The sequence below is a fragment of the Cocleimonas sp. KMM 6892 genome (assembly GCF_035798195.1).
Lineage (GTDB): Bacteria > Pseudomonadota > Gammaproteobacteria > Thiotrichales > Thiotrichaceae > Cocleimonas > Cocleimonas flava.
Window position 1 is genome coordinate 907,461 of record NZ_JAPFBV010000001.1, and the last position, 21,024, is coordinate 928,484.

At 40.2% G+C, this 21,024-nt stretch carries 17 protein-coding genes; 6 read left to right on the forward strand and 11 right to left on the reverse strand.

Features of this window, described 5'->3' with window-relative positions:
- Positions 1 to 158: 158 nt before the first annotated feature.
- Entirely contained in the window at positions 159 to 1,103 is a 945-nt protein-coding gene (locus tag OO007_RS04125; RefSeq protein ID WP_325807852.1) for a PDC sensor domain-containing protein, read from the forward strand.
- Positions 1,104 to 1,790: 687 nt separating this feature from the next.
- Here OO007_RS04125 and OO007_RS04130 read toward each other — a convergent pair.
- Both OO007_RS04130 and glnK read right to left on the reverse strand, forming a co-directional pair.
- On the reverse strand, positions 1,791 to 3,074 hold the full coding sequence (locus OO007_RS04130; protein WP_131904738.1) for an ammonium transporter: 1,284 nt from the start codon (positions 3,072 to 3,074) through the stop codon (positions 1,791 to 1,793).
- Between the two features lie 68 nt (positions 3,075 to 3,142).
- Positions 3,143 to 3,481: a P-II family nitrogen regulator gene (gene glnK, locus OO007_RS04135; protein WP_131904739.1), complete on the reverse strand. Its 339-nt coding sequence runs from the start codon at positions 3,479 to 3,481 to the stop codon at positions 3,143 to 3,145.
- Positions 3,482 to 3,813: 332 nt separating this feature from the next.
- Here glnK and glnL point away from each other — a divergent pair, with 332 nt between their 5' ends.
- The 3 genes from glnL (at position 3,814) to OO007_RS04150 (ending at position 7,200) form a co-directional block, all read left to right on the forward strand.
- The gene (glnL, locus tag OO007_RS04140) at positions 3,814 to 4,890 is read left to right on the forward strand and encodes a nitrogen regulation protein NR(II) (protein ID WP_325807853.1); all 1,077 of its coding nucleotides are present in this window, start codon (positions 3,814 to 3,816) and stop codon (positions 4,888 to 4,890) included.
- A 64-nt stretch (positions 4,891 to 4,954) separates the two neighbouring features.
- On the forward strand, positions 4,955 to 6,367 hold the full coding sequence (gene ntrC / locus OO007_RS04145; RefSeq protein WP_325807854.1) for a nitrogen regulation protein NR(I): 1,413 nt from the start codon (positions 4,955 to 4,957) through the stop codon (positions 6,365 to 6,367).
- Between the two features lie 56 nt (positions 6,368 to 6,423).
- Positions 6,424 to 7,200: an alpha/beta hydrolase gene (locus tag OO007_RS04150; RefSeq protein ID WP_207906943.1), complete on the forward strand. Its 777-nt coding sequence runs from the start codon at positions 6,424 to 6,426 to the stop codon at positions 7,198 to 7,200.
- Between the two features lie 114 nt (positions 7,201 to 7,314).
- Here the strand turns inward: OO007_RS04150 and OO007_RS04155 are convergent, their stop codons facing one another.
- From OO007_RS04155 to urtA, 9 genes are all read right to left on the reverse strand, one after another.
- Positions 7,315 to 8,376: an AAA family ATPase gene (locus OO007_RS04155; RefSeq protein ID WP_325807855.1), complete on the reverse strand. Its 1,062-nt coding sequence runs from the start codon at positions 8,374 to 8,376 to the stop codon at positions 7,315 to 7,317.
- A gap of 44 nt (positions 8,377 to 8,420) precedes the next feature.
- Positions 8,421 to 9,467 (reverse strand): aliphatic amidase, encoded by a 1,047-nt coding sequence (locus tag OO007_RS04160; protein WP_131904741.1) that lies wholly within the window; start codon positions 9,465 to 9,467, stop codon positions 8,421 to 8,423.
- Between the two features lie 116 nt (positions 9,468 to 9,583).
- Positions 9,584 to 9,937, reverse strand: coding sequence for a zinc ribbon domain-containing protein (locus OO007_RS04165; RefSeq protein ID WP_325807856.1), 354 nt, complete (start codon positions 9,935 to 9,937; stop codon positions 9,584 to 9,586).
- 19 nt (positions 9,938 to 9,956) lie between these two features.
- Complete coding sequence (gene fmdA, locus OO007_RS04170) at positions 9,957 to 11,189, reverse strand: formamidase (protein ID WP_131904743.1); 1,233 nt, start codon at positions 11,187 to 11,189, stop codon at positions 9,957 to 9,959.
- 74 nt (positions 11,190 to 11,263) lie between these two features.
- On the reverse strand, positions 11,264 to 11,953 hold the full coding sequence (urtE, locus tag OO007_RS04175) for an urea ABC transporter ATP-binding subunit UrtE (protein WP_325807857.1): 690 nt from the start codon (positions 11,951 to 11,953) through the stop codon (positions 11,264 to 11,266).
- Between the two features lie 54 nt (positions 11,954 to 12,007).
- Positions 12,008 to 12,754, reverse strand: a complete 747-nt coding sequence (gene urtD / locus OO007_RS04180; protein ID WP_131904745.1) for an urea ABC transporter ATP-binding protein UrtD — start codon at positions 12,752 to 12,754, stop codon at positions 12,008 to 12,010.
- A 57-nt stretch (positions 12,755 to 12,811) separates the two neighbouring features.
- Positions 12,812 to 13,963, reverse strand: a complete 1,152-nt coding sequence (urtC, locus tag OO007_RS04185) for an urea ABC transporter permease subunit UrtC (protein WP_131904746.1) — start codon at positions 13,961 to 13,963, stop codon at positions 12,812 to 12,814.
- 50 nt (positions 13,964 to 14,013) lie between these two features.
- Positions 14,014 to 14,937, reverse strand: coding sequence for an urea ABC transporter permease subunit UrtB (gene urtB, locus OO007_RS04190; protein ID WP_325807858.1), 924 nt, complete (start codon positions 14,935 to 14,937; stop codon positions 14,014 to 14,016).
- A 129-nt stretch (positions 14,938 to 15,066) separates the two neighbouring features.
- The gene (gene urtA / locus OO007_RS04195; protein ID WP_131904748.1) at positions 15,067 to 16,329 is read right to left on the reverse strand and encodes an urea ABC transporter substrate-binding protein; all 1,263 of its coding nucleotides are present in this window, start codon (positions 16,327 to 16,329) and stop codon (positions 15,067 to 15,069) included.
- A gap of 235 nt (positions 16,330 to 16,564) precedes the next feature.
- Here urtA and OO007_RS04200 point away from each other — a divergent pair, with 235 nt between their 5' ends.
- Entirely contained in the window at positions 16,565 to 19,975 is a 3,411-nt protein-coding gene (locus tag OO007_RS04200; protein ID WP_325807859.1) for a hybrid sensor histidine kinase/response regulator, read from the forward strand.
- Entirely contained in the window at positions 19,972 to 20,880 is a 909-nt protein-coding gene (locus OO007_RS04205) for a response regulator transcription factor (RefSeq protein WP_131904750.1), read from the forward strand. Before OO007_RS04200 ends, OO007_RS04205 begins: the two co-directional genes overlap by 4 nt.
- Positions 20,881 to 21,024: the final 144 nt, after the last annotated feature.

Consider the following 21,024-nt stretch of genomic DNA (forward strand, 5'->3'; position numbering starts at 1 on the left):
TACCAAAATACCTTTTGTTCCTGATTTCTTTTTTGTAAAAAATGTAGAGCAAGCCCTTCTTCAAAGATAACGAAACATAAAAAACACTAAAAAAAACGCGTCAAAGTAGGGGGGTGGCTTTTATTTAAACCGTAACTGAAGCGAAGGGGATTAATGCAATGCATGCTCAACTCTTGGAAATAACCACTAAGCGCAAAGATCGTTTAGGGGCGCAGTTAAAATTTAAATTGCTGGCAATCGCTATGGATTGCGCAAAGTTCTGGGAATACCCGGAAGAAATCGACCAATATCTGATTCAGGCTGTGAGTAGAATTCCTCAATCAAAATTATTTTACGTGATTGATTTTCAAGGCTTACAGATAAGCTCTAATATTTTCCCCGACGGATCAACCAAACGACATGCACGCGGTCAGGATTTATCGAAGCGACCCTATACGCATAATATCCACAGTGAAAAAGGCTTTGCATTATCGCCAGTGTATTTAAGTAGTGTTGATCATAAGCCCAGCATCACTGCGACCCACCCTGTGTTTCATGAAAACGGAAATATATTAGGTTTTGTGGTCGCTGATTTTGATATTGATGACTTCCCTGATAATGACCTTAAAGTGAATCAAGAACAGTCCTGGCGGCAAATAAAAGGTGATCCTGCTATTCGCAAGAACCTGTTTCAGCAAGAGCGTGTTATCAGTGCAATGGATCAGAACCTGGATCAGGTGCATAAAATTATTACCAATTTAGTCTGCAACCGCGGGATTTTTCACGCGAAGCTGCATTATGGTAGTTCACGAGCAACATTGTGGGCTTACGAGCGGCCTTACGAATATCAGTTACACGTTCTGGATGAGATTATTAATCCTGATGTGTGTCTTGCTTATCCGTCGCATCCATATCCTACGGAATCTACCGTACCTGAGCACCAGGTAAAAATGGTATTGGATAGGCTAAAGGATCTTAGAAATGCCGATGAAACGGTCTATTTACGCTCAGGATCCATAAATGTGATCAATGGCATGGTAGGGCTCACGTTTTCTTGTGATGGCTCTCACTACATGACTGTTAAAGAGTTTCTAAGCAAAGCGGATAGTTTTTGGTTCGGCTAGCCTAAATTAATCTATTTCACCCTTTTGCCGTTTTTTAAATTGGCACCCCCCTACTTATAGGCAGTTTTTTGGTAACCCTTAAAACTGCTTTTTTATGCGTGCTTTCGGCTGGTTTTCTGTTTTTCCTCTATTGCTTCTCTGTCATCTCTTCATTTGATGGTGAATCAGTTTATCGCCGTATCTTCGGGGTAAAGTTAGCAGATGATCTTGACGGTTTTTAGTGATGCTGTGTTGAGATAAACAAAACATCCACCGCAAAAGAAATAAAAAAGTTGTTCAATCTAACAAGTGGTGGGATCGTTTTTTTAGGAAAATGGTGACTGTTTCACATTAATTTAAAATTTTTTTAAAAAAATATCAGCACTAAGATATTGATTATCCGATAAATCTATTTTTAATCTTTCTATACAAGATAATTTTCTTATTTTATTTGGAACTAATCAGAAATGTTACCGTCAAATGTTTATATGGAGGGACTTTCCTTACCTTCATATTGGTTCCAGAGAGGTCATGGTTGATACACTTCAGCTGCGCATATCTTCTCCCCATGGCTAATCTGGGACCGTTTTTTTACAATATTTTTATTTATAATAATTTCTTGTATAAAAATAACCCTCAAAAAAAAAGAGAGCCTAGGCTCTCTTTTTTTTTGTCTAATTAAAGACTGTTTTACTATTAAGTACGATCTTATTTACCAGTGAATTCTGGGTAAGCTTCCATACCACACTCACCAATATCAACACCTTCGTACTCTTCTTCTTCAGATACTCGAATACCCATAATCATCTTGATAACCATCCAGACGATGAATGAAGTAACAAATACCCAGACAAAGATAGTGATAGCACCCATGATCTGACCAAAGAAGCTAGCGCCATCATTCGTTAGAGGTACAGCAAGTAGTCCCCAAAGACCAACAACACCGTGAACAGAAATCGCACCAACTGGATCATCTATTTTCATTTTATCAAGCGTGATGATTGAGAATACAACGATAAGACCACCGATACCGCCGATGATAGTAGCCATTAATGGTGTAGGAGTAGAAGGCTCAGCAGTGATTGCTACAAGACCTGCTAATGCGCCGTTAAGTGCCATTGTTAAGTCAGCTTTACCGAACATTAAGCGTGCAACGATAAGTGCAACAATAACGCCACCAGCAGCAGCTGCATTTGTATTTAAGAATACCATTGCAACAGAGTTAGCATTTGCAACATCACCTAGCTTAAGTACAGAACCACCGTTAAATCCGAACCAACCCATCCAAAGGATGAATGTACCTAGTGTTGCTAAAGGTAAGTTAGAACCAGGGATTGGTGTGATTTTTCCATCTTTACCGTATTTGCCTTTTCTTGCGCCGAGTAAAATAACACCCGATAACGCAGCAGCAGCACCAGCCATGTGAACGATACCAGAACCAGCGAAGTCAGAGAATCCGAAGTCATCGCCTAGGCTATACATACCGAATACTGATTTTCCGCCCCAAGTCCAAGAACCTTCCATTGGGTAGATGAAAGCAGTCATTACTACAGCGAAAAGTAGGAAAGACCATAACTTCATACGCTCAGCAACTGCACCAGAAACGATAGACATTGCAGTTGCAACGAAAACTACCTGGAAGAAGAAGTCAGATGCGTTTGAGTAAACAGATCCGCCATCAAATTTAGCTTCTGCAGATTCAGCTAATACCGCAGCCGTTAAACCTTCAGCTGTTTTAGCGCCATCTAAAGCAATATCTTTAAGGAACATACCGCCGTCATACATAATCTCGTAACCTACAACTAAGTATGCAGTACAAGCGATAGCAAAAAGTGCGACGTTCTTGGTTAAAATTTCGGTTGTACTTTTCGATCGTACCAAACCTGCTTCTAGCATGGCAAAACCCGCTGCCATCCACATTACTAATGCGCCACATACCAAGAAGTAAAAGGTATCTAACGCATACTGTAATTCAAATATATTATTTTCCATTGTGAAATACTCCTGTTTCGTATTCTAAATAATTTAATTAAAAGGACTCTTTATTAAGAGGCTTTTGTTTAAAGTGCTTCGGGTCCAGTTTCACCCGTGCGAATACGAATGGTTTGTTCTATATCAGTGACGAAAATTTTGCCGTCTCCGATCTTTCCCGTATTTGCTGCTTTAGTGACTGACTCAATGACTTGATCAACGATGTCATCAGAAACAGCGGCTTCTATTTTTACCTTAGGTAGAAAATCAACAACGTATTCAGCACCACGATAAAGTTCTGTGTGGCCTTTCTGTCTGCCGAATCCTTTTACTTCTGTAACAGTGATTCCGGATATGCCAATTTCTGATAATGCTTCACGTACATCATCTAACTTGAAGGGTTTAACTATTGCAGTGATCAATTTCATTGCGTTCTTTCTCCATATTGATATTAAAAAGCAGTGTGCTTATGCGTACTTCGCAAAATACGTGCCAACTTTAAAAAAGGCGCTATCGGTGTTATTCAGTGGGGCTTAGGGCAACTAGAAGGAGGAAATTCGAGATAAAAGCACCAATAAGGTGCATTAGTGTGATAAAAAGCACCATAATAGTTTCGGGGAGATAAATAACTGCGAGTTTTGTTTATTTAAGCCCTTTTAGAAGTTGGCTCAAAGATTGCATTGTTAATTTAAATTCAAGATTTTTGTTAATTACATTAATAACTCTCAGATACATTACCTTTTAGTTTCAGGATAAAAAGTTGGCTAAAGATATACAGACTCAATTCTCACCAAATGAAATTAGCGACACTATTAGTATTGCGATAATCGTATTAGATGAGTCATTGCGAGTTCGCCAAATGAATGCTGCTGCTGAAAATTTATTTGGCCAGTCTAGAGAGCGCATTATCGATAAACCATTTTCCGTGATATTGCATGAAGACATCATGAGGGATCACCTTGATTTTGTGATTGAAAATGAGGAGCCGCAAGCGGTTCGTGGTCGCTATCTAAAAGGTCAGCAAAAGAAAGATATTATTGTTGATTGTGTTGCTACCCCGTTTATCAAAAATTCCAAGTTAAAAGGAATTGTACTCGAGCTGTATCGAACCGATTTTCAATTAAGAATCGCGCGTGAAGAGCAGTTATTAAGTCAGCAAGAAGCTACTCAAAGTTTAGTCAGGGGAATGGCACACGAAATTAAAAATCCTTTAGGAGGATTGCGTGGTGCTGCACAGCTACTCGATTCTGAGTTAGACAGTGAAGAGTTAAAAGAATACACCCGAATTATCATTTCTGAAGCAGACCGTTTGCAAAAATTAGTGGATCGACTATTGGGCTCAAGACAGCCAACCAAAAATCAATGGATCAACATTCACGAAGTTTTGGAGCGGGTTCGCCGGTTAGTTAAAGCGGATATACCTAAGGGTGTAAATTTACAATTTGATTACGACCCGAGTATTCCCGAGTTACAAGCAGATTTGGATAATTTGATTCAAATTGTTTTTAACATTGTAGGTAATGCCTTAAAAGCGGTCGGTGATTCAGGCAACATTTTATTTAGAACACGAATACTAAGAAATTACGTCATCAATAACAAACAGTATCGGTTAGCCCTAAAACTGGAAGTCATTGATGATGGTGGTGGCGTTCCGGAAAATATTCGTAACAAGCTATTCTTTCCCATGATTAGCGGTTCAGCCAATGGCACTGGGCTTGGTTTATCCATCGCCCAATCATTAGCGAATCGACATCATGGGGTGATTGAGTTTACATCGGAACCCGGCGAAACCTGTTTTACGCTGTTATTACCAATAGATAATTCAAAAGCAGATTAATCCACAGTAGCAATACGTAGTTACATTGAAATAAAACTGAAATTTTTAAAAGAGGCGAGACAAAGTGCCAACAAGAAAACCAGAAAAATTATGGATAGTAGATGACGACCAGTCCATTCGTTGGGTTTTACAAAAGGCGTTAGAAAAAGCGGGTATGGCCGTTCGTGCTTACGAATTTGCCAGTGATTTAATCCGCGACTTAAACGATGCTGATGTGGAAAATCCTGAAGCCGTTATTTCAGATATACGCATGCCTGGCATGAGCGGTTTTGAGTTGATTAAAGAAATTCACAGCCTTTATCCAGATTTGCCTGTGATTATAATGACGGCGCATTCGGATATGGATAGTGCAATGTCCGCATACGAAAGTGGTGCTTTTGAATACTTGCCAAAGCCTTTTGATATCAACGAGGCCACTGAACTCGCCAGACGTGCTTGCTCGATCAACAAAGTTAAAAGTGGGCAAGTTGCAGAAAATGCACCGTTAGATTCACCACAGGAAATTATTGGTCAGTCAGTAGCAATGCAGGAATTGTTCCGCTCGATAGGGCGACTCAGTAAAACCAGTATTTCAGTTTTGATCACGGGTGAGTCTGGAACCGGTAAAGAATTGGTGGCTAAAGCGTTGCATACCCACAGCCCCAGAGCGAATAGAACGTTTATCGCGATAAACACGGCTGCAATTCCTAAAGAGTTACTTGAATCTGAATTATTTGGGCATGAAAAAGGCTCATTCACTGGCGCACAAACACAGCGAATTGGGCGATTTGAGCAGGCCGATGGCGGCACGTTATTTCTCGATGAAATTGGGGATATGCCAGCTGAATTACAAACACGTTTACTTCGTGTTTTAGCGGATGGCGAATTTTATCGAGTCGGTGGCACTAAAGCGATTAAAGTGGATGTGCGCGTAGTGGCGGCAACCCATCAAAACTTAGAAGAGCACGTAAAAAATGGCACATTCCGTGAAGATTTATTCCATCGTCTCAACGTTATTCGATTGCAGATACCGGCATTAAGAGAGAGAGATGAAGATATTATCGTTCTATTGAATCACTTCCTGGCACAAGCCGCGATTGAACTGAACGCAGAGCAAAAACGATTGAGCAATGAAGTCAGTGATTACCTTCAAACCTTAGAATGGCCGGGTAATGTTCGTCAGTTAGAAAATGTCAGTCGCTGGTTAACCGTAATGGCAACGGGCAGTGAAATTACCATGGAGGATTTACCGCAAGAATTAAAGCAAAGCGATGAACAAAAGGCGAGCAACTGGGAAGCGTTGTTATTTCAAAATTTATTGCAAAGACTCAATCGTGGCGACACTCGAATTCTTGATGATGTTACCCCTAAATTTGAAACCATCGCATTGAATGCGGCATTACAAAAAACCGGTGGTAGAAAAAAAGATGCGGCTGAATTACTGGGTTGGGGTAGAAATACATTAACCAGAAAGTTAAAAGAACTGGATGCTTCTTAATTCTGTGAAAAATGATAAATTTTGATATTATGCAGCGCTTATTTTTAACATCTTTAATGAGTCATTTAGTTAAAAAAGCCACCCCCCCACTTATAGCGCTATTTTTTGCACAAGTTCTATTTAGTACGTTATTGGGTTATTCAGGACATATAGGAAGCGTAGAAGCCATGGAAAAATTACCAGCAGAAATCGTAAAAACCGCAGAAGAAACTGAATTCACAGTCATCTGGATGCACGGCTTAGGCGCAGACGGAAATGATTTTGTGCCAGTGATTCCTGAATTACGTTTACCGGCTTCGCTAAAAGTTAAATTTATTTTCCCACACGCGCCATCACGACCAGTAACATTAAATAATGGCATGTCGATGCCAGCGTGGTATGACTTGCTGTCATTAGACAGAAGTAAAAATGCCAATGAAGATGATATCTTAACCACGGTCACATGGATCAATAAAATGATTGATGATGAAATTGAAAGTGGCACACCTTCAGAAAAAATTCTGCTAGCTGGCTTCTCGCAAGGTGGCGTAATAGCACTTCACACTGGTTTGCGTTATCCGAAGAAACTGGGTGGAATCATGGCACTTTCTACTTACATTCCGTTTGCCGACAACTTGCTGGGTGAAGTCCCAGACGTGCAAAAGGGCATGGCTATTTTTGCTGCTCACGGTCAACAAGATCCGGTGATTCCATTCGCTAGCTGGCAAGATTATGTGCCGCAATTAGAAGCCAAAGGTTTTGATGTTGAAGCACACTCCTATCAAATGGAGCATTCCGTGAATATGGAAGAAATTAACGATATTTCTGCCTGGTTACAAAAAACACTCAAATAAACGAAGTGGTTGTTTTTCTAACTGGTAACAAAATAAGGAATAAAAAGTGCCCCAAAGGTGGGGGGTGGCTTTTTCATCGAATAGAACCTTGATTTACTGTTATTAGACAAGTGATCAAGTGTTGATATCCGGCGAAATACTAAATTTGTCATCTACATACTTGATGATGAATTGTGTTGATTGATCATCTTTGAGTATTTCTCTCGCCACTAACGGTTCCAGTTTCACTCTGATATGTTGTGCGAGATTGCGTGCGCCGTACTCTTCATCGTAATAAGTGTATAGCTGCTGTCTCGCGGTTTCATCTAATTCAAGAGTGGCGTTTTTGGCTTTTAGTCGTAGATTTAGTTTTTCAAGTTCCACATCCAGTATCTTATCTAGAAACTCATCGCTTAAATAATCATACGATAAAATTCTATCGATTCTGTTTAAAAATTCAGGATCAAATTTTTTCTGTAAGGCTTGCTTAAGATGGCTTTTTTCATCGATGGTATTGCTTCCAAACCATTTTTTTATGCCTTTGTTTTGTGCGGCGCGATGTGCATTTAATTCTTTAACGCCAATATTGCTGGTCATGAATATTAGGCAGTTACTAAAATCAATCTCATGCGTACCGGATGACAACACGAGATGACCGGTATCCAGCACATTCAATAGCGCGCGGATTACTTCTGTACTGGCTTTTTCAAGCTCATCGAATAACACAATACCGGGTTTGCTAAAGCTACCTTTGATAGCATCGCTATCAAATAAAGAATGCCCTTCTTTACTGCCAACATAACCTGGAGGAGCGCCCGTTAAAGAGGCGGCATAATGCTCTTGAGCGAGCGTATTCATATCTATCCGGCAAAAATTGTCGGTGCTGCCCAAGATACTTTTTGCAATAATTTTGACGGTTTCAGTTTTGCCGACACCTGTGGGGCCAAGAAATAGGTTAACCGCCAATGGACGATGTTTTATGCCGAAGTCTGCTTTCACCAGATATAACATTTCCTCTACTGAGGACAAAACATCATCTTGACCGATGATGTTTGTCCGTAGAGCATTCATAACGTCTTCAGGTTTGAAATGAAAGCGTGATTGTCGGGCTAAGGTATTATCCGTAGTAGGTTTTTCATACCTGGCCTTATCGATACTGGTCTGATTTGCTGACAATCTTTCGTTTATGAATGGCATGATCGACTCGATTTTTTTGCTCGAATATCTTAGTAACGTAAGCGTTATTCGCCGGCTGTTTTTTCTTTGCCATCAACGGGTAAATCACCGACAGGGCATTCTGCAACACCGATAGTTTTACGAGTCAGTGCTTCCACATCTTCTCGGGTTTTTTCGGCATCCAATACCCAGCTTCGGTAAAAATCAAATGGGCAATCAGCAACGCCTTTATCGCCATCGCCAGAGTTGTAAACACCGGTATAACCACGATGCAATAATTTAAAGAGATGGTTTTGAGATTGATCATTTGCACGAGCATCGCGAATCTGGCTAACAGATAACTGAGCGTATTGAACACCCATATCTTCTTCGCCACATTCACCTAATGTTCTTCCATCAAAGCCAATAAGTGCTGAGTGCCCAAAGTATGAATAAACACCATCAAAACCAGTCGCATTAGCAACGGCAACGTAACTATTATTTGCCCACGCCATAGACTTGGCCATCATCACTTGCTGTTCTTTAGCAGGGTACATATAGCCCTGACATCGAATGATTAATTCTGCGCCTTTCATGGCACAGTCACGCCAAATCTCTGGATAGTTGCCATCATCACAGATAATTAAGCTTATTTTCATGCCCTTAGGGCCTTCACTGACATACGTGGTATCACCTGGATACCAACCTTCAATAGGACACCATGGAATACATTTGCGGTATTTCTGTACGATTTCACCTTGATCATTTATCAACACTAAAGTGTTGTATGGGGCTTTATTAGGGTGATCTTCGTGTCTTTCTCCTGTTAGAGAAAATACGCCCCATGTATTTGCTTCTTTACATGCGGCACTGAATATTGCTGTTTCATCGCCCGGAATAGTGGCTGCTGTAGCCATCATTTCGTCTTTGTCGTACATGATGCCCATGGTGCTGTATTCAGGAAATATAACTAAATCCATTCCTGGAAGGCCTTGCTTCATGCCTTTGATCATTTCCGCAATATTGTGTGCATTCTCTAACACTTCTTCACGAGTATGTAATCTTGGCATTTTGTAATTTACTACAGCAACACCTACTGTATCTGCACTGCTGGAAACGTCACCGTGTCTCATGCGTATTCTCCGATATAAATATGATTAAAAAGCGTCGAAAAAGCTAGTTGGAAGTGTGTATAAACGTATATGTATTCCAACCAGCCCTAATCGATTATTGAGTTCTGACTACTGCTTTAATGACTGATCATCCAAGGTCGCATAGAAGGAAACATCTTGTTACCTTCAGCCGTATACATAAGGTTGCTCGCTCGTTTTTTGTTTTCGCAACCGCAACCACTTTTAAGCATTTCGGCATTTTCTGCGCGTGAATCAACCGTTGAATGTTGAGGCTCATGTTGAGCCTTCTCATTCTTTTCCATCGCTTGTTTTTTCTCTTTAGGCATTTCAAAAAGTGCAGGCGACATGATAATCACACGTGGTGATAACGTTTGACACTCAGGACAACAAGCTGGCTTTGCATGGTCTTCCATACTTGCAAGCTCATAGAACAAACCGTGTTCAGAACATTTATAATCGTAAACTGGCATTGTTATTCTCCTTTAGCTGTTAGTCTTCATCCGGTGCAATAGGCATATCAATACTGCCATCAAGGTATTTTGTTGGGCCATCTGCACTTGGATTAATGTCGAAATCAAAGATGTCGGTAGGCAACCACAGAGTGGCACAGGAGTTGGGCACATCGACCACACCACTGATATGGCCCTGCACTGGTGCAGTTCCCAGGAGTGAGTATGCTTGTGCGCCTGAGTAACCAAACTTTTTCAGGTATTCGATAGCATTCAAACAAGCCTGTCTGTAGGCAACCTGCACATCTAGGTAATGCTGTTCGCCTTCTTCATCGACAGAGATGCCTTCAAAGATTAGATAGTCTTCATATTTTGGAGCAATAGGACTTGGTTTGAAAATAGGGTTTTTAATACCGTAAGCTTCCATACCGTTTTTAACCAGATTTACACGCATGTGAATCCAGCCCGCCATTTCGATTGCACCACAGAATGTGATTTCGCCATCACCCTGACTGAAATGAAGGTCACCTACTGAAAGTCCGCCGCCTTTTACATAAACAGGGAAGTAAACTTTTGAGCCACGAGATAAATCTTTAATATCACAGTTACCGCCATGTTCACGTGGTGGTACGGTTCTAGCCGCTTCTGCAGCTGCTGCTTTAGCGTCGTCTTTAGACATACGTCCCATGTGTGCTGTATCCACATAAGGAAGTGTTGCTAGTGGTGGTACTCTGTCTGGGTCTGTCGCCACTAATGCTGATTCACGCTTATTCCACTCATCCAGTAGTTCCTGTGATGGCAGACAACCAATTAAGCCAGGGTGTATAAGACCTGCAAATTCTACGCCTGGGATATGACGTGAGCTGGTGAACATACCTTTAAAATCCCAGATAGATTTTTGTGCGTCTGGGTAATGCTCTGTTAAGAAGCCACCGCCATTTTGTTTCGAGAAGAAACCGTTAAAGCCCCATTGGCTATCATCAAAAGTCCCGATATCAAGTATATCTACAACTAACAAATCACCAGGTTCTGCACCTTCAACACCGACAGGACCAGATAGGAAATGTACTTGCGTTAAATCGACGTCTCGAACATCGGCAGCATCATCGTCATTTTTTATTTGTCCGCCAGTCCAGTCGATACATTCGATAATGAAATCATCGCCTGGTTTCACCGTTTCGACCATCGGAATATCTGGATGCCAACGATTATGAAGTTTGTCATTATCGTAAGCAGACTCGTTTAGGTTTACTTTAATAATTGTGTCTGTCATTTTAAACTCCTACTGTAATTACAGTGTTTGAAAATTTGTGGTTGTTGATAACGTTTAAATCTATCCAAATGGCTCTATACGGATAAATATTTCTTGATTTGCTCGGTGTTTACTTCATCTCTAAGATCCTCGTGTATAAAATTACCCTTATCGATAACGATGATGCGATCTGCGATTGCCATAGTGAAACTAAGCACCTGTTCTGAAACGATAATTGTGATATCACGCATCTTTTTAATTTCATTAAGAACGTTTGCGATATCTTTAATAATGGAGGGCTGAATACCTTCGGTAGGCTCATCTAGTAATAAGACTTTAGGGTTTGTGACAAGTGCTCTCGCAATAGCTAATTGTTGCTGCTGTCCACCAGAAAGGTTTCCACCTTTACGTTTTCGCATATCTTGTAATACAGGGAATAGGGCATAGATATCATCTGGGATTCTCTTTAATTTCGAGACTTCCATTCCTGTTTCTATATTTTCTTGAACGGTCAGTGAAGGAAAAATCATTCTGCCTTGAGGGACGTAGGCAATACCGTTTTCGACTCTTTTGTAACTGTCTGTATTCGTAACATTTACACCATCGATACTAATTTGACCGTCGGTGGAATCAAGAATGCCAATCAATGATTTAAACAGCGTGGTTTTACCCATTCCATTGCGGCCCATAATTGCTAATGTTTCATTTTTTGGGACAGTAAAATCCAGGCCATGTATGACCTCACTTTGACCGTAGCTAACTTTTAAGTTTGAGACGTCTAGCATCTGAATACCTTCGTTATTTGGTTAATAGTTGTTTGATTAATAGTTATTTAGGTCTTAGTGACCAAGATATACTTCAATAACTTTTGGATCGTTTTGTACTTCTTCCATATTCCCGGCGGCTAGTATTTTGCCTTGGTGTAAAACGGTTACCTTATGCGCTATACGCTCAACAAACTCCATGTCGTGTTCTATAACGAGAACAGAACGACCTTTACTAATTTTGTTCAAAAGTTCTGCGGTTTGTTCTCTCTCTTTTACACTCATGCCGGCCACAGGCTCATCGAGCATTAATAATTGAGGGTCCTGAATAAGTAACATGCCGATTTCAAGCCATTGCTTTTGGCCATGACTTAATAATCCAGCTTCAGTATCTAAGTCATCTTGCAGCATGATTTCACTGGCTGTTTGATTGATCTTTTCAAGAACTTCGGAGGATCGTTTAAACATCAATGAGCCAGCAACAGTTCGACCATAAGGGTAAGAAATTTCGAGGTTTTCCAGGACGGTTAAATTTTCATAAATCGATGGTGTTTGAAATTTACGTCCAACCCCCGCCCTTACAATTTCATGTTCAGACATTTTAGTAAGCTCCTCATTTAGGAACTTAATACTGCCCGAGGTTGATTTGGTTTTACCGCAAATCAAATCTAGAACGGTAGTCTTACCTGCTCCATTGGGTCCAATGACTACGTGGAGCTCATTTTGATCGAGATAAAAATTCAAGCTATCTACCGCTTTGAAACCATCAAATGAAACGGTGAGATCTTCTATTGCTAAAGTAAAATCAGTATTTGAATTCATTTATTACTCCAGAAAGTAATGTATAAAAAGTAATGTCAATCAGGGTGCACATGAGATTTAAGCTGCACTCTCATCAGACTTCTTTTCAACAATTTCGGGTGAGTCTTCTTTGGTTTTTTTAGATTTTGAAAATCTATCGGTAATGTAGTGTCCGTAGTCATCCCAAAGCCCTGCTAAACCATTCGGGAAGAACATAACGACAGAGATGAATAAGCCACCCATCAAAAACAGCCATAATTCAGGGAATGATTCAGAGAAGGCGGTCTTACCGAAGTTAATTAATAAGGTTCCGTAGACTGCACCTATGAGTGACATTCTGCCGCCAACTGCGGCAAAGATGACCATCTCAATCGAAGGAACGATGCCAACAAAAGAAGGGGACATGAAGCCCACCTGCAGTGTGAACATCGCGCCGCCGATCGATGAAATTAAGGCAGAAAAACAGAAGATGAATATTTTAAAATTGGAAACGTCGTAGCCAGAGAAACGCACACGATCTTCCTTATCTCTAATGGCTAACAGCAAGCTACCAAACTTACTCGTTAGAATAAGTCTTGAAAGTAAAATAACCCCTAACAGCAACGCTACATTGATGAAGTAGAAGATGTACTTTGCGCTATCAGTGGTGATGTCCCAGCCGTTTAAGGTACGTAAATCAGTAATACCATTAATACCGCCTGTATATCCTTGCTGACCCACAATTAATATTGTCAAAATAACCGCTATAACTTGCGTAATTATTGCAAAATAAACCCCACCAACACGGCGTTTAAACATTGCTGCACCGATAATATAAGCAAAAGCGGCAGGTAATATCAGGATGGCTAAAATGGTTAATGTAAGACTGTTGAAAGGCTCCCAAAACCAAGGTAGTGAAGTTAACTGGTTCCAATCCATGAAATCAGGAATACCAGGGGTAGATTGGATTTTAGTGTTCTCTACAGATGAAGCTTCAAGCTTCAAAAACATGGCCATGCCATAGCCACCTAAGCCAAAGAAAACACCTTGTCCTAAGCTTAATATTCCACCGTAACCCCAAAGAAGAACAAGGCTGACTGCAGGGAATGCATAAGTAAGGTATTTGCCCACTAAATTAAGACGAAAAATATCTAAAAATAAAGGGAAGATAACAAGTATCAAGGTCGCTAAGATCAGAAACCCTGTGAGACCTTTTTTGCCTCCCATCATTTTTTCATATACAAAGTTCATACTATCTCCAGAATAAATATAAGTTTTTCTATGGTTTATAGTTAATAGTTTTAACGACGAACCTTGCTCGCGAATAAGCCTTCAGGCTTAAACATTAAGATCAAGACAAGTGCAAATAAGGTGTATACCTTTGCCATTGATCCACTGATAAAGAATTCTAATATTGATTGTGCCTGAGCGATGCTAAAGGCCGATACGATTGTGCCGATCAAGCTTGCTGCACCACCAAATACAACTACCATAAATGTATCAACGATATACAAAGTGCCGGTTGTTGGGCCTGTTGAAGCTATGGTTGTAAAAGCTGCTCCTGCGATGCCTGCTATTCCACAACCTAACGCAAAGGTATATCTATCTACTTTTTTAGTATTTATACCGACAGCACCACTCATTACTCGATTTTGAGTAGTAGCTCTTACACGTAATCCCCAGCTTGATTTGTACAGTAAGTAGAAAACACCTAAAGTTACAACGGCAGTTAAAGCTAGAACAAACATGCCATTTAAAGGAATATCAATAGTCTCTGTTGGTTGGTAAGAACCTAATAACCAGTCAGGTAAAGTTGGGCTTACTTCTCGTGCTCCGAAAAGAGTTCGGAATGATTGCTGCATAATTAAGCTTAAACCCCAGGTTGCAAGGAGAGTATCTAGAGGTCTTTTGTATAGATGCCGTATCAAGACAAATTCAGCTAAGTAGCCTAAAACTCCTGCAACAAAGAAGGCGACCACGATTGCAAAAATAAAGTAATAAGGCATGAAACTAGGAAAATAAGTTTCTGTAAGTGAAGACATAAAATAGGTCGTATATGCGCCAACAGCCATGAATTCACCATGAGCCATGTTAATAACGCCCATTTGACCAAATATAATCGCCAGGCCAAGTGCCATTAATAGAAGTACGCTGAATAAACTAATACCAGCAAATCCTTGCATTGCGAATATAGAAACCAACTCGCTAGATGTGTAATCGCCCATTTGATAATCTCCGTATTAAATAGAACTTTTTTGTGTTGCAAATAATGCTTACTTGTAAATGGTCTATCGACTTTCTAAGAAGTGAGTAATGCGGGTTTATACCCACATTACTCTGTTTCAACTTAAAGCTTATTGATAACCAGCTGGGAATGGATCTGGTTCAATTAACTCAGATGTGTAAACAACTGTTGCTTGACCGTCTTTCTTCCATTGGCCAACACGAGCTTTACTCCATAAGTGATGGTTCTTATGTAATTTCACATAACCTTCTGGTGCAGTTGTTAATTCAATATCGCCTTTTTCAGACTCTGCTACGACTTTATCAACATCAAATGATCCCGCTCTTTCAACCGCAGCTTTCCATAACCAAGGACCTAAGTAAGCAGCTTGAGTTACATCACCTATTACACTATCGTCACCCCACATTTCCTTAAATGCAGCAACAAATTTCTTGTTGTTTTCGTTATCCTGGCTTTGGAAATACTTCATGATTGAGTAGAAACCTTCAAGGTTTTCACCACCGATACCCAATACTTCATCCTCTGTAACTGAGATTGTTAACAGTGTTTGTTTCTTAGAGGTGATACCTGCAGCTTTTAGCTGCTTGAACCATGCAACGTTACTTCCACCAACGACAGCTGCGTAGATAACGTCAGGCTTTTTCAAACGGATTTTGTTGATAACAGAACCGAATTGAGTATCGCCAAGAGGCTTGTATTCTTCACCAACAACTTTTCCACCTAACACTTTTTCAATGTGCTTACGCGCAATTTTCATTGAGGTTCTTGGCCAGATATAGTCAGAACCGATCAGGTAAAACGTTTTAGCTTTCTTTTCTTTTGCTACCCAGTTAAGTCCATCGAGGATTTGTTGAGTTGCTTCCTGACCTGTGTAGATAACGTTTTTAGACTGTTCCAGACCTTCGTAGAACGTTGGGTAGTAGAGAAGTCCATTTTCTTTTTCAAATACAGGTAAAACAGCCTTACGAGAAGCCGAAGTCCAGGCGCCAAATACTGCAGCTACTTTATCTTGAACTAATAATTTACGACTTTTTTCAGCAAATGTAGGCCAGTCACTAGCCCCATCTTCCTGAATCACTTCTATTTTGCGGCCTAAAATACCGCCCATATCGTTTATTTGTTTGATCGCAAGTTTTTCAGCTTCCTGAGCACCTGTTTCACTGATAGCCATTGTTCCAGTAAGTGAATGCAGTATTCCTACTGTTACTGTGTCATCCGTTACAGCTAAACCAGTAGTGCTTATTTCTGACGTTGGTGGTGTTGCCGCAATACAAGATGTAGATAAGAAAATAGCGGCAGGTAATGCCATAAATCCTTTTAATATATGTCGGCGCAATTCATTGTGCCTTTTGGAGAAACCTGAATACTTCATGTTTTTACCTCTTTAATAAAATGGAAGTTGCTTGACTGTCATTGTCCAGCGAAAGTATCCGTATCTAGAGGGTTTCTGTGAATTCGCCATTCGCACCAGTGAGGTACGTCATTTGACGCATATCCTTTGGCATGAAACTTGTATACCGATAGTAGAGGCTGTCTTTATATGATCCGAACTGGATTAAATAGGGATGTTAATCCTGATTAAATAGTTTGGTTTGAGTGACATTGGTATGAATGAACAGCATGTTTCAAAATTCAGAAGAAAATACAATCGTTTGGCTGCCAACCAGACGATGGAAGATTATGCGTTACGTTTTACCGCAAAAAGCGGACGTTTATGGTCGGTGTCACGTGTCTCTAACACTGCTTTGGGGGCTATCTCTTTTCTGGCGTTAGAAGCCATAGGTGGTGCGATTACTCTACGTTATGGTTTTGACAATACCGTGATCGCGGTGATGGTCGTTTCACTTATTATATTTCTTACAAGTTTGCCAATTAGCTATTATGCTGCGCGCTATGGTGTAGACATTGATTTACTTACCAGAGGGGCAGGTTTTGGCTATATTGGTTCAACCATAACCTCGCTAATTTATGCCTCTTTTACCTTTATTTTCTTTGCCATAGAAGCCGCAATAATGTCGCTGGCACTGGAAATGCTATTCGATATACCGCTTAGCATTGCTTATCTGCTGAGCTCATTAATGGTCATACCGCTAGCGACTCACGGAATAACCTTTATCAGTCGTTTTCAATTATGGAGTCAGCCACTTTGGTTGGTATTACAAATACTCCCATTTGTTTTTATTCTTTATTATGAATGGTCTGCTGTTGAAGACTGGACAAACTATAAAGGAACCCTGGAACAGCAACAGAATACTACCGGCTTTAATCTGATCTTTTTTGGTGCGGCATCAGGGGTCATATTCTCGCTTATCGCGCAGATAGGGGAGCAAGTTGATTTTTTACGGTTTTTACCAGAGAAGAATAAGACGAATAGTCGCCGTTGGTGGTTAGCTCTTATCTCTGCAGGACCTGGGTGGATTATAGTCGGAGCTATAAAAATTCTAGCTGGCTCATTTCTGGTGGTACTTGCTATAAACCACGGAATACCCGAAGAACTTGCTGATAATCCAACTCAAATGTACTTAATTGCGTTTAGTTTTTTAACAGACTCCCCAAACGTGGTTTTAGCACTAACCGGTATCTTCGTTATTATCAGCCAATTAAAAATTAACGTAACAAATGCTTATGCAGGGTCTATTGCCTGGTCAAACTTCTTCTCTCGTTTAACTCACAGTCATCCAGGACGAGTTGTCTGGCTGGTTTTCAACGTAACAATAGCTTTGCTACTAATGGAGCTGGGTATATATGAAGCGCTAGAGCATATACTCGGCGTTTACGCCAATGTGGCGGTAGCGTGGGTAGGAGCACTAGTCGCAGATTTAGTCATTAACAAACCACTTGGTTATAGCCCGAAGCACATAGAATTTAAGCGTGCTCATTTATACGATATTAATCCGGTTGGTTTTGGTGCAATGCTTATTGCTTCAGTTGCTGGTATCGTCTCTTATACTGGGGTATTTGGTGAATTAGCTCATGCTTTGTCACCTTATATTTCTTTGGTAACAGCATTTATAGTGTCCCCGATCATTGCAATCTATACCAAAGGAAAATACTACATAGCGCGTAAATCAAATCTACAAAAAACATCTACAAGAATATTAACTTGTACTGTTTGCCAAAATGATTTTGAGACAGAGGATATGACCTCATGCCCAGCTTACGGAGGAGCTATTTGTTCTTTATGCTGCTCATTAGACGGGCGCTGTCATGATCAATGTAAGGCTGGTGCAAGATTTAATGATCAACTGAAATTATTTATCAATAGCATTTTGCCGCATAATATTGCCGCTAAAATTGATAATAGATTGCTGCAATTTGTATTCTTGCTTAGTTTGATTTCTTCTTTGATAGCAACGGTTTTCTGGCTTGTTTATCAACAGGTTCCTAATGAGAATATAGAGGCAAACGAATTAATTACATCAGCGATGAAGAATGTATTTGTTCTGCTAATGATCATTGTAGGTGTATTAGTTTGGTTATTTGTATTAGCGACAGAAAGCCGACAATTTGCACTAGAAGAATCGCAACGCCAAACTCATTTGCTGAGCAAAGAGATAAAAGCTCACGGACAGACAGGACAAGCACTGCAAGAGGCAATGAAAACGGCAGATTCAGCCAATCTGGCCAAAAGCAGATACCTTATCGGTATCAGTCATGAATTAAGAAGCCCTTTAAATACAATACTAGGTTACACGCAATTATTAGAAAAAGATCAACGCTTGCTCGAAGATCAGGAAGCCAAGCTGACATTGATTCATCGTAGTGGCGAGCATCTAAACGATTTAATCGAAGGCATGCTGGATATATCCCGAATTGAAGCAGGTCGAATCGAATTGCGACGCGATCAACTGCCGTTAAAAATGTTAGTAGATGATTTGGCAGAGATGTTTAGCATGCAGGCGGATGCTAAAGATTTGACGTTTGTATATGACGTCACGAATCAGATCCCCGATGTTGTCATTGGCGATGAAAAACGCTTGAGACAAATACTCATCAACCTGCTTTCGAATGCAATAAAATACACCCAAAGTGGGGGGGTGACTTTTTCCGTTATCTATCGCAACCAGGTGGCTAAATTTATTATTTCAGATACCGGGGTGGGAATTGGAACGGAAGATAAAGAACTTATTTTTCAACCTTTTGAAAGAATCCGCACTCTTGATTCTCCACAAATTCCAGGTGTTGGTTTGGGACTAACGATTAGCAAATTTTTTGCCGAAATAATGGGGGGCGAAATCACCCTGCAAAGCGAACACGGCAAAGGTAGTAGTTTTCAATTATCCCTGATGTTGCCGAATGTTTCAGAGCCTACTTTACGCACCGAAGTTATCAGGCGCATAGCGTCTTATGAAGGTAGTAAAAAAACCATCATGGTGGTCGATGATGAACCTTCCCATCGTGGTCTAATCAGTGAAATTCTATCACCGCTTAATTTTGACGTTTTAGAGGCTTCTGACGCTTATAACTGTTTAGAAGGTTTGGAGGATAAAAACGTCGATTTGTTTCTGCTCGACATCTCTATGCCAGGCATGAATGGGTGGCAATTAGTGAAAGTTCTGCGAAATCGAGGCATAAAAACCCCCATTATTATGGTATCTGCTGATGCTTTTGAAAGCCCTGAAAACAATCCTAAAAATCAGGATGTTGATGCTGATAAGAGGCTGCACAATGATTATTTAATCAAACCTATTAATGATAATTTACTGCTGGATAAAATCGCCAATGTGTTGGGTTTAAGGTGGGCTTATGAAACCGAGAAAGCACTGCCTAAAAACAAAAAAACAGAACCTAAAGATAAGCCAGACTTAACAACTCTATTCAGCGGGATTAAAAAAAGTGATTGTCATGAACTTATCTCAATGGCGGAAATAGGGTATATACAAGGTATCGAAAAAATATTAACACGCATGGATAAATTAGAAAGTAATCAAGAACTTGTTAAACGGATTCGCAAATATGTGAAATGTTGTAAGTTTGCAAAAATTATTTCATTGGCTGAAAAAGGCTTAGATTCATGATTGAAAAAGAAACAAAAGGCATCGTATTAGTTGCCGATGATTCGGCGGAAGCGCTGGGTATGATCAATGAAGCATTGATCAATGAAGGTTATACAGTGCTGGTCGCAATGAATGGTGAACAAGCTATTTCAATAGCTAACCGCATGGTGCCCGACATTATTTTAATGGACATTATTATGCCGATAATGGATGGCGTAGAAGCCTGCAAAGAGCTAAAGAAAAATAGTGATTTAACGGATATACCCGTTATTTTTATGACGGGCTTAAGTGACAAAGATTATCTGTTCCAAAGCTTGGATGCGGGTGGGGTTGATTACATTAATAAACCCGTACAGTTCGATGAGTTACTAGCAAGAATCAAAGTACATTTAAGGAACTCAAAGTCGACACGAAGTGCTCACAAAGCACTGAATCAGATTGGTCAACTAGCATTTACCTGTGACGCAAACGCCAAAATAATATGGGCCACAAATACGGCGCAAAAACTTTTGGAAAGTGCCGGTATTAATACTGAAGAAAATTCTGAATTGATGTCTGAGCAAATCCGGTTTTGGCTATCCTCAAATCCAGAGAAGCATGGAAGTCTGTGGCTCAAAGATTTTGATAAGCCGATTCAGGTGTGTTTTCTAGGAAGACCAGCACCGGGCGAATACTTACTCAGGCTGACTAATGATGATGAAATCAGTACGCGCGAATTATTTTGCGAACGCTTCTCCGTCACAGAGAGAGAATCAGAAGTATTGTTTTGGCTGGTACGGGGGAAAACCAATCGAGAAATTGGCCAAATATTATCAATGAGTCCAAGAACGGTTAATAAGCATCTAGAACCGATATTTAGAAAATTAGGTGTAGAAAACAGAACCTCGGCGACAGCCGTGTGTTTACGTTTTTTGAGCCATCATTAATATCATCTAATAATTTTTGCACCACGAAGGTGCTAAAATCGTAGTTATTGCACCAAAACGATTAAATGTGACGCCGTTCTAACTCATCTAACTACCAAATTAGCTAATATTATTAGATCAACATTGGCATATAAACTGCATTAG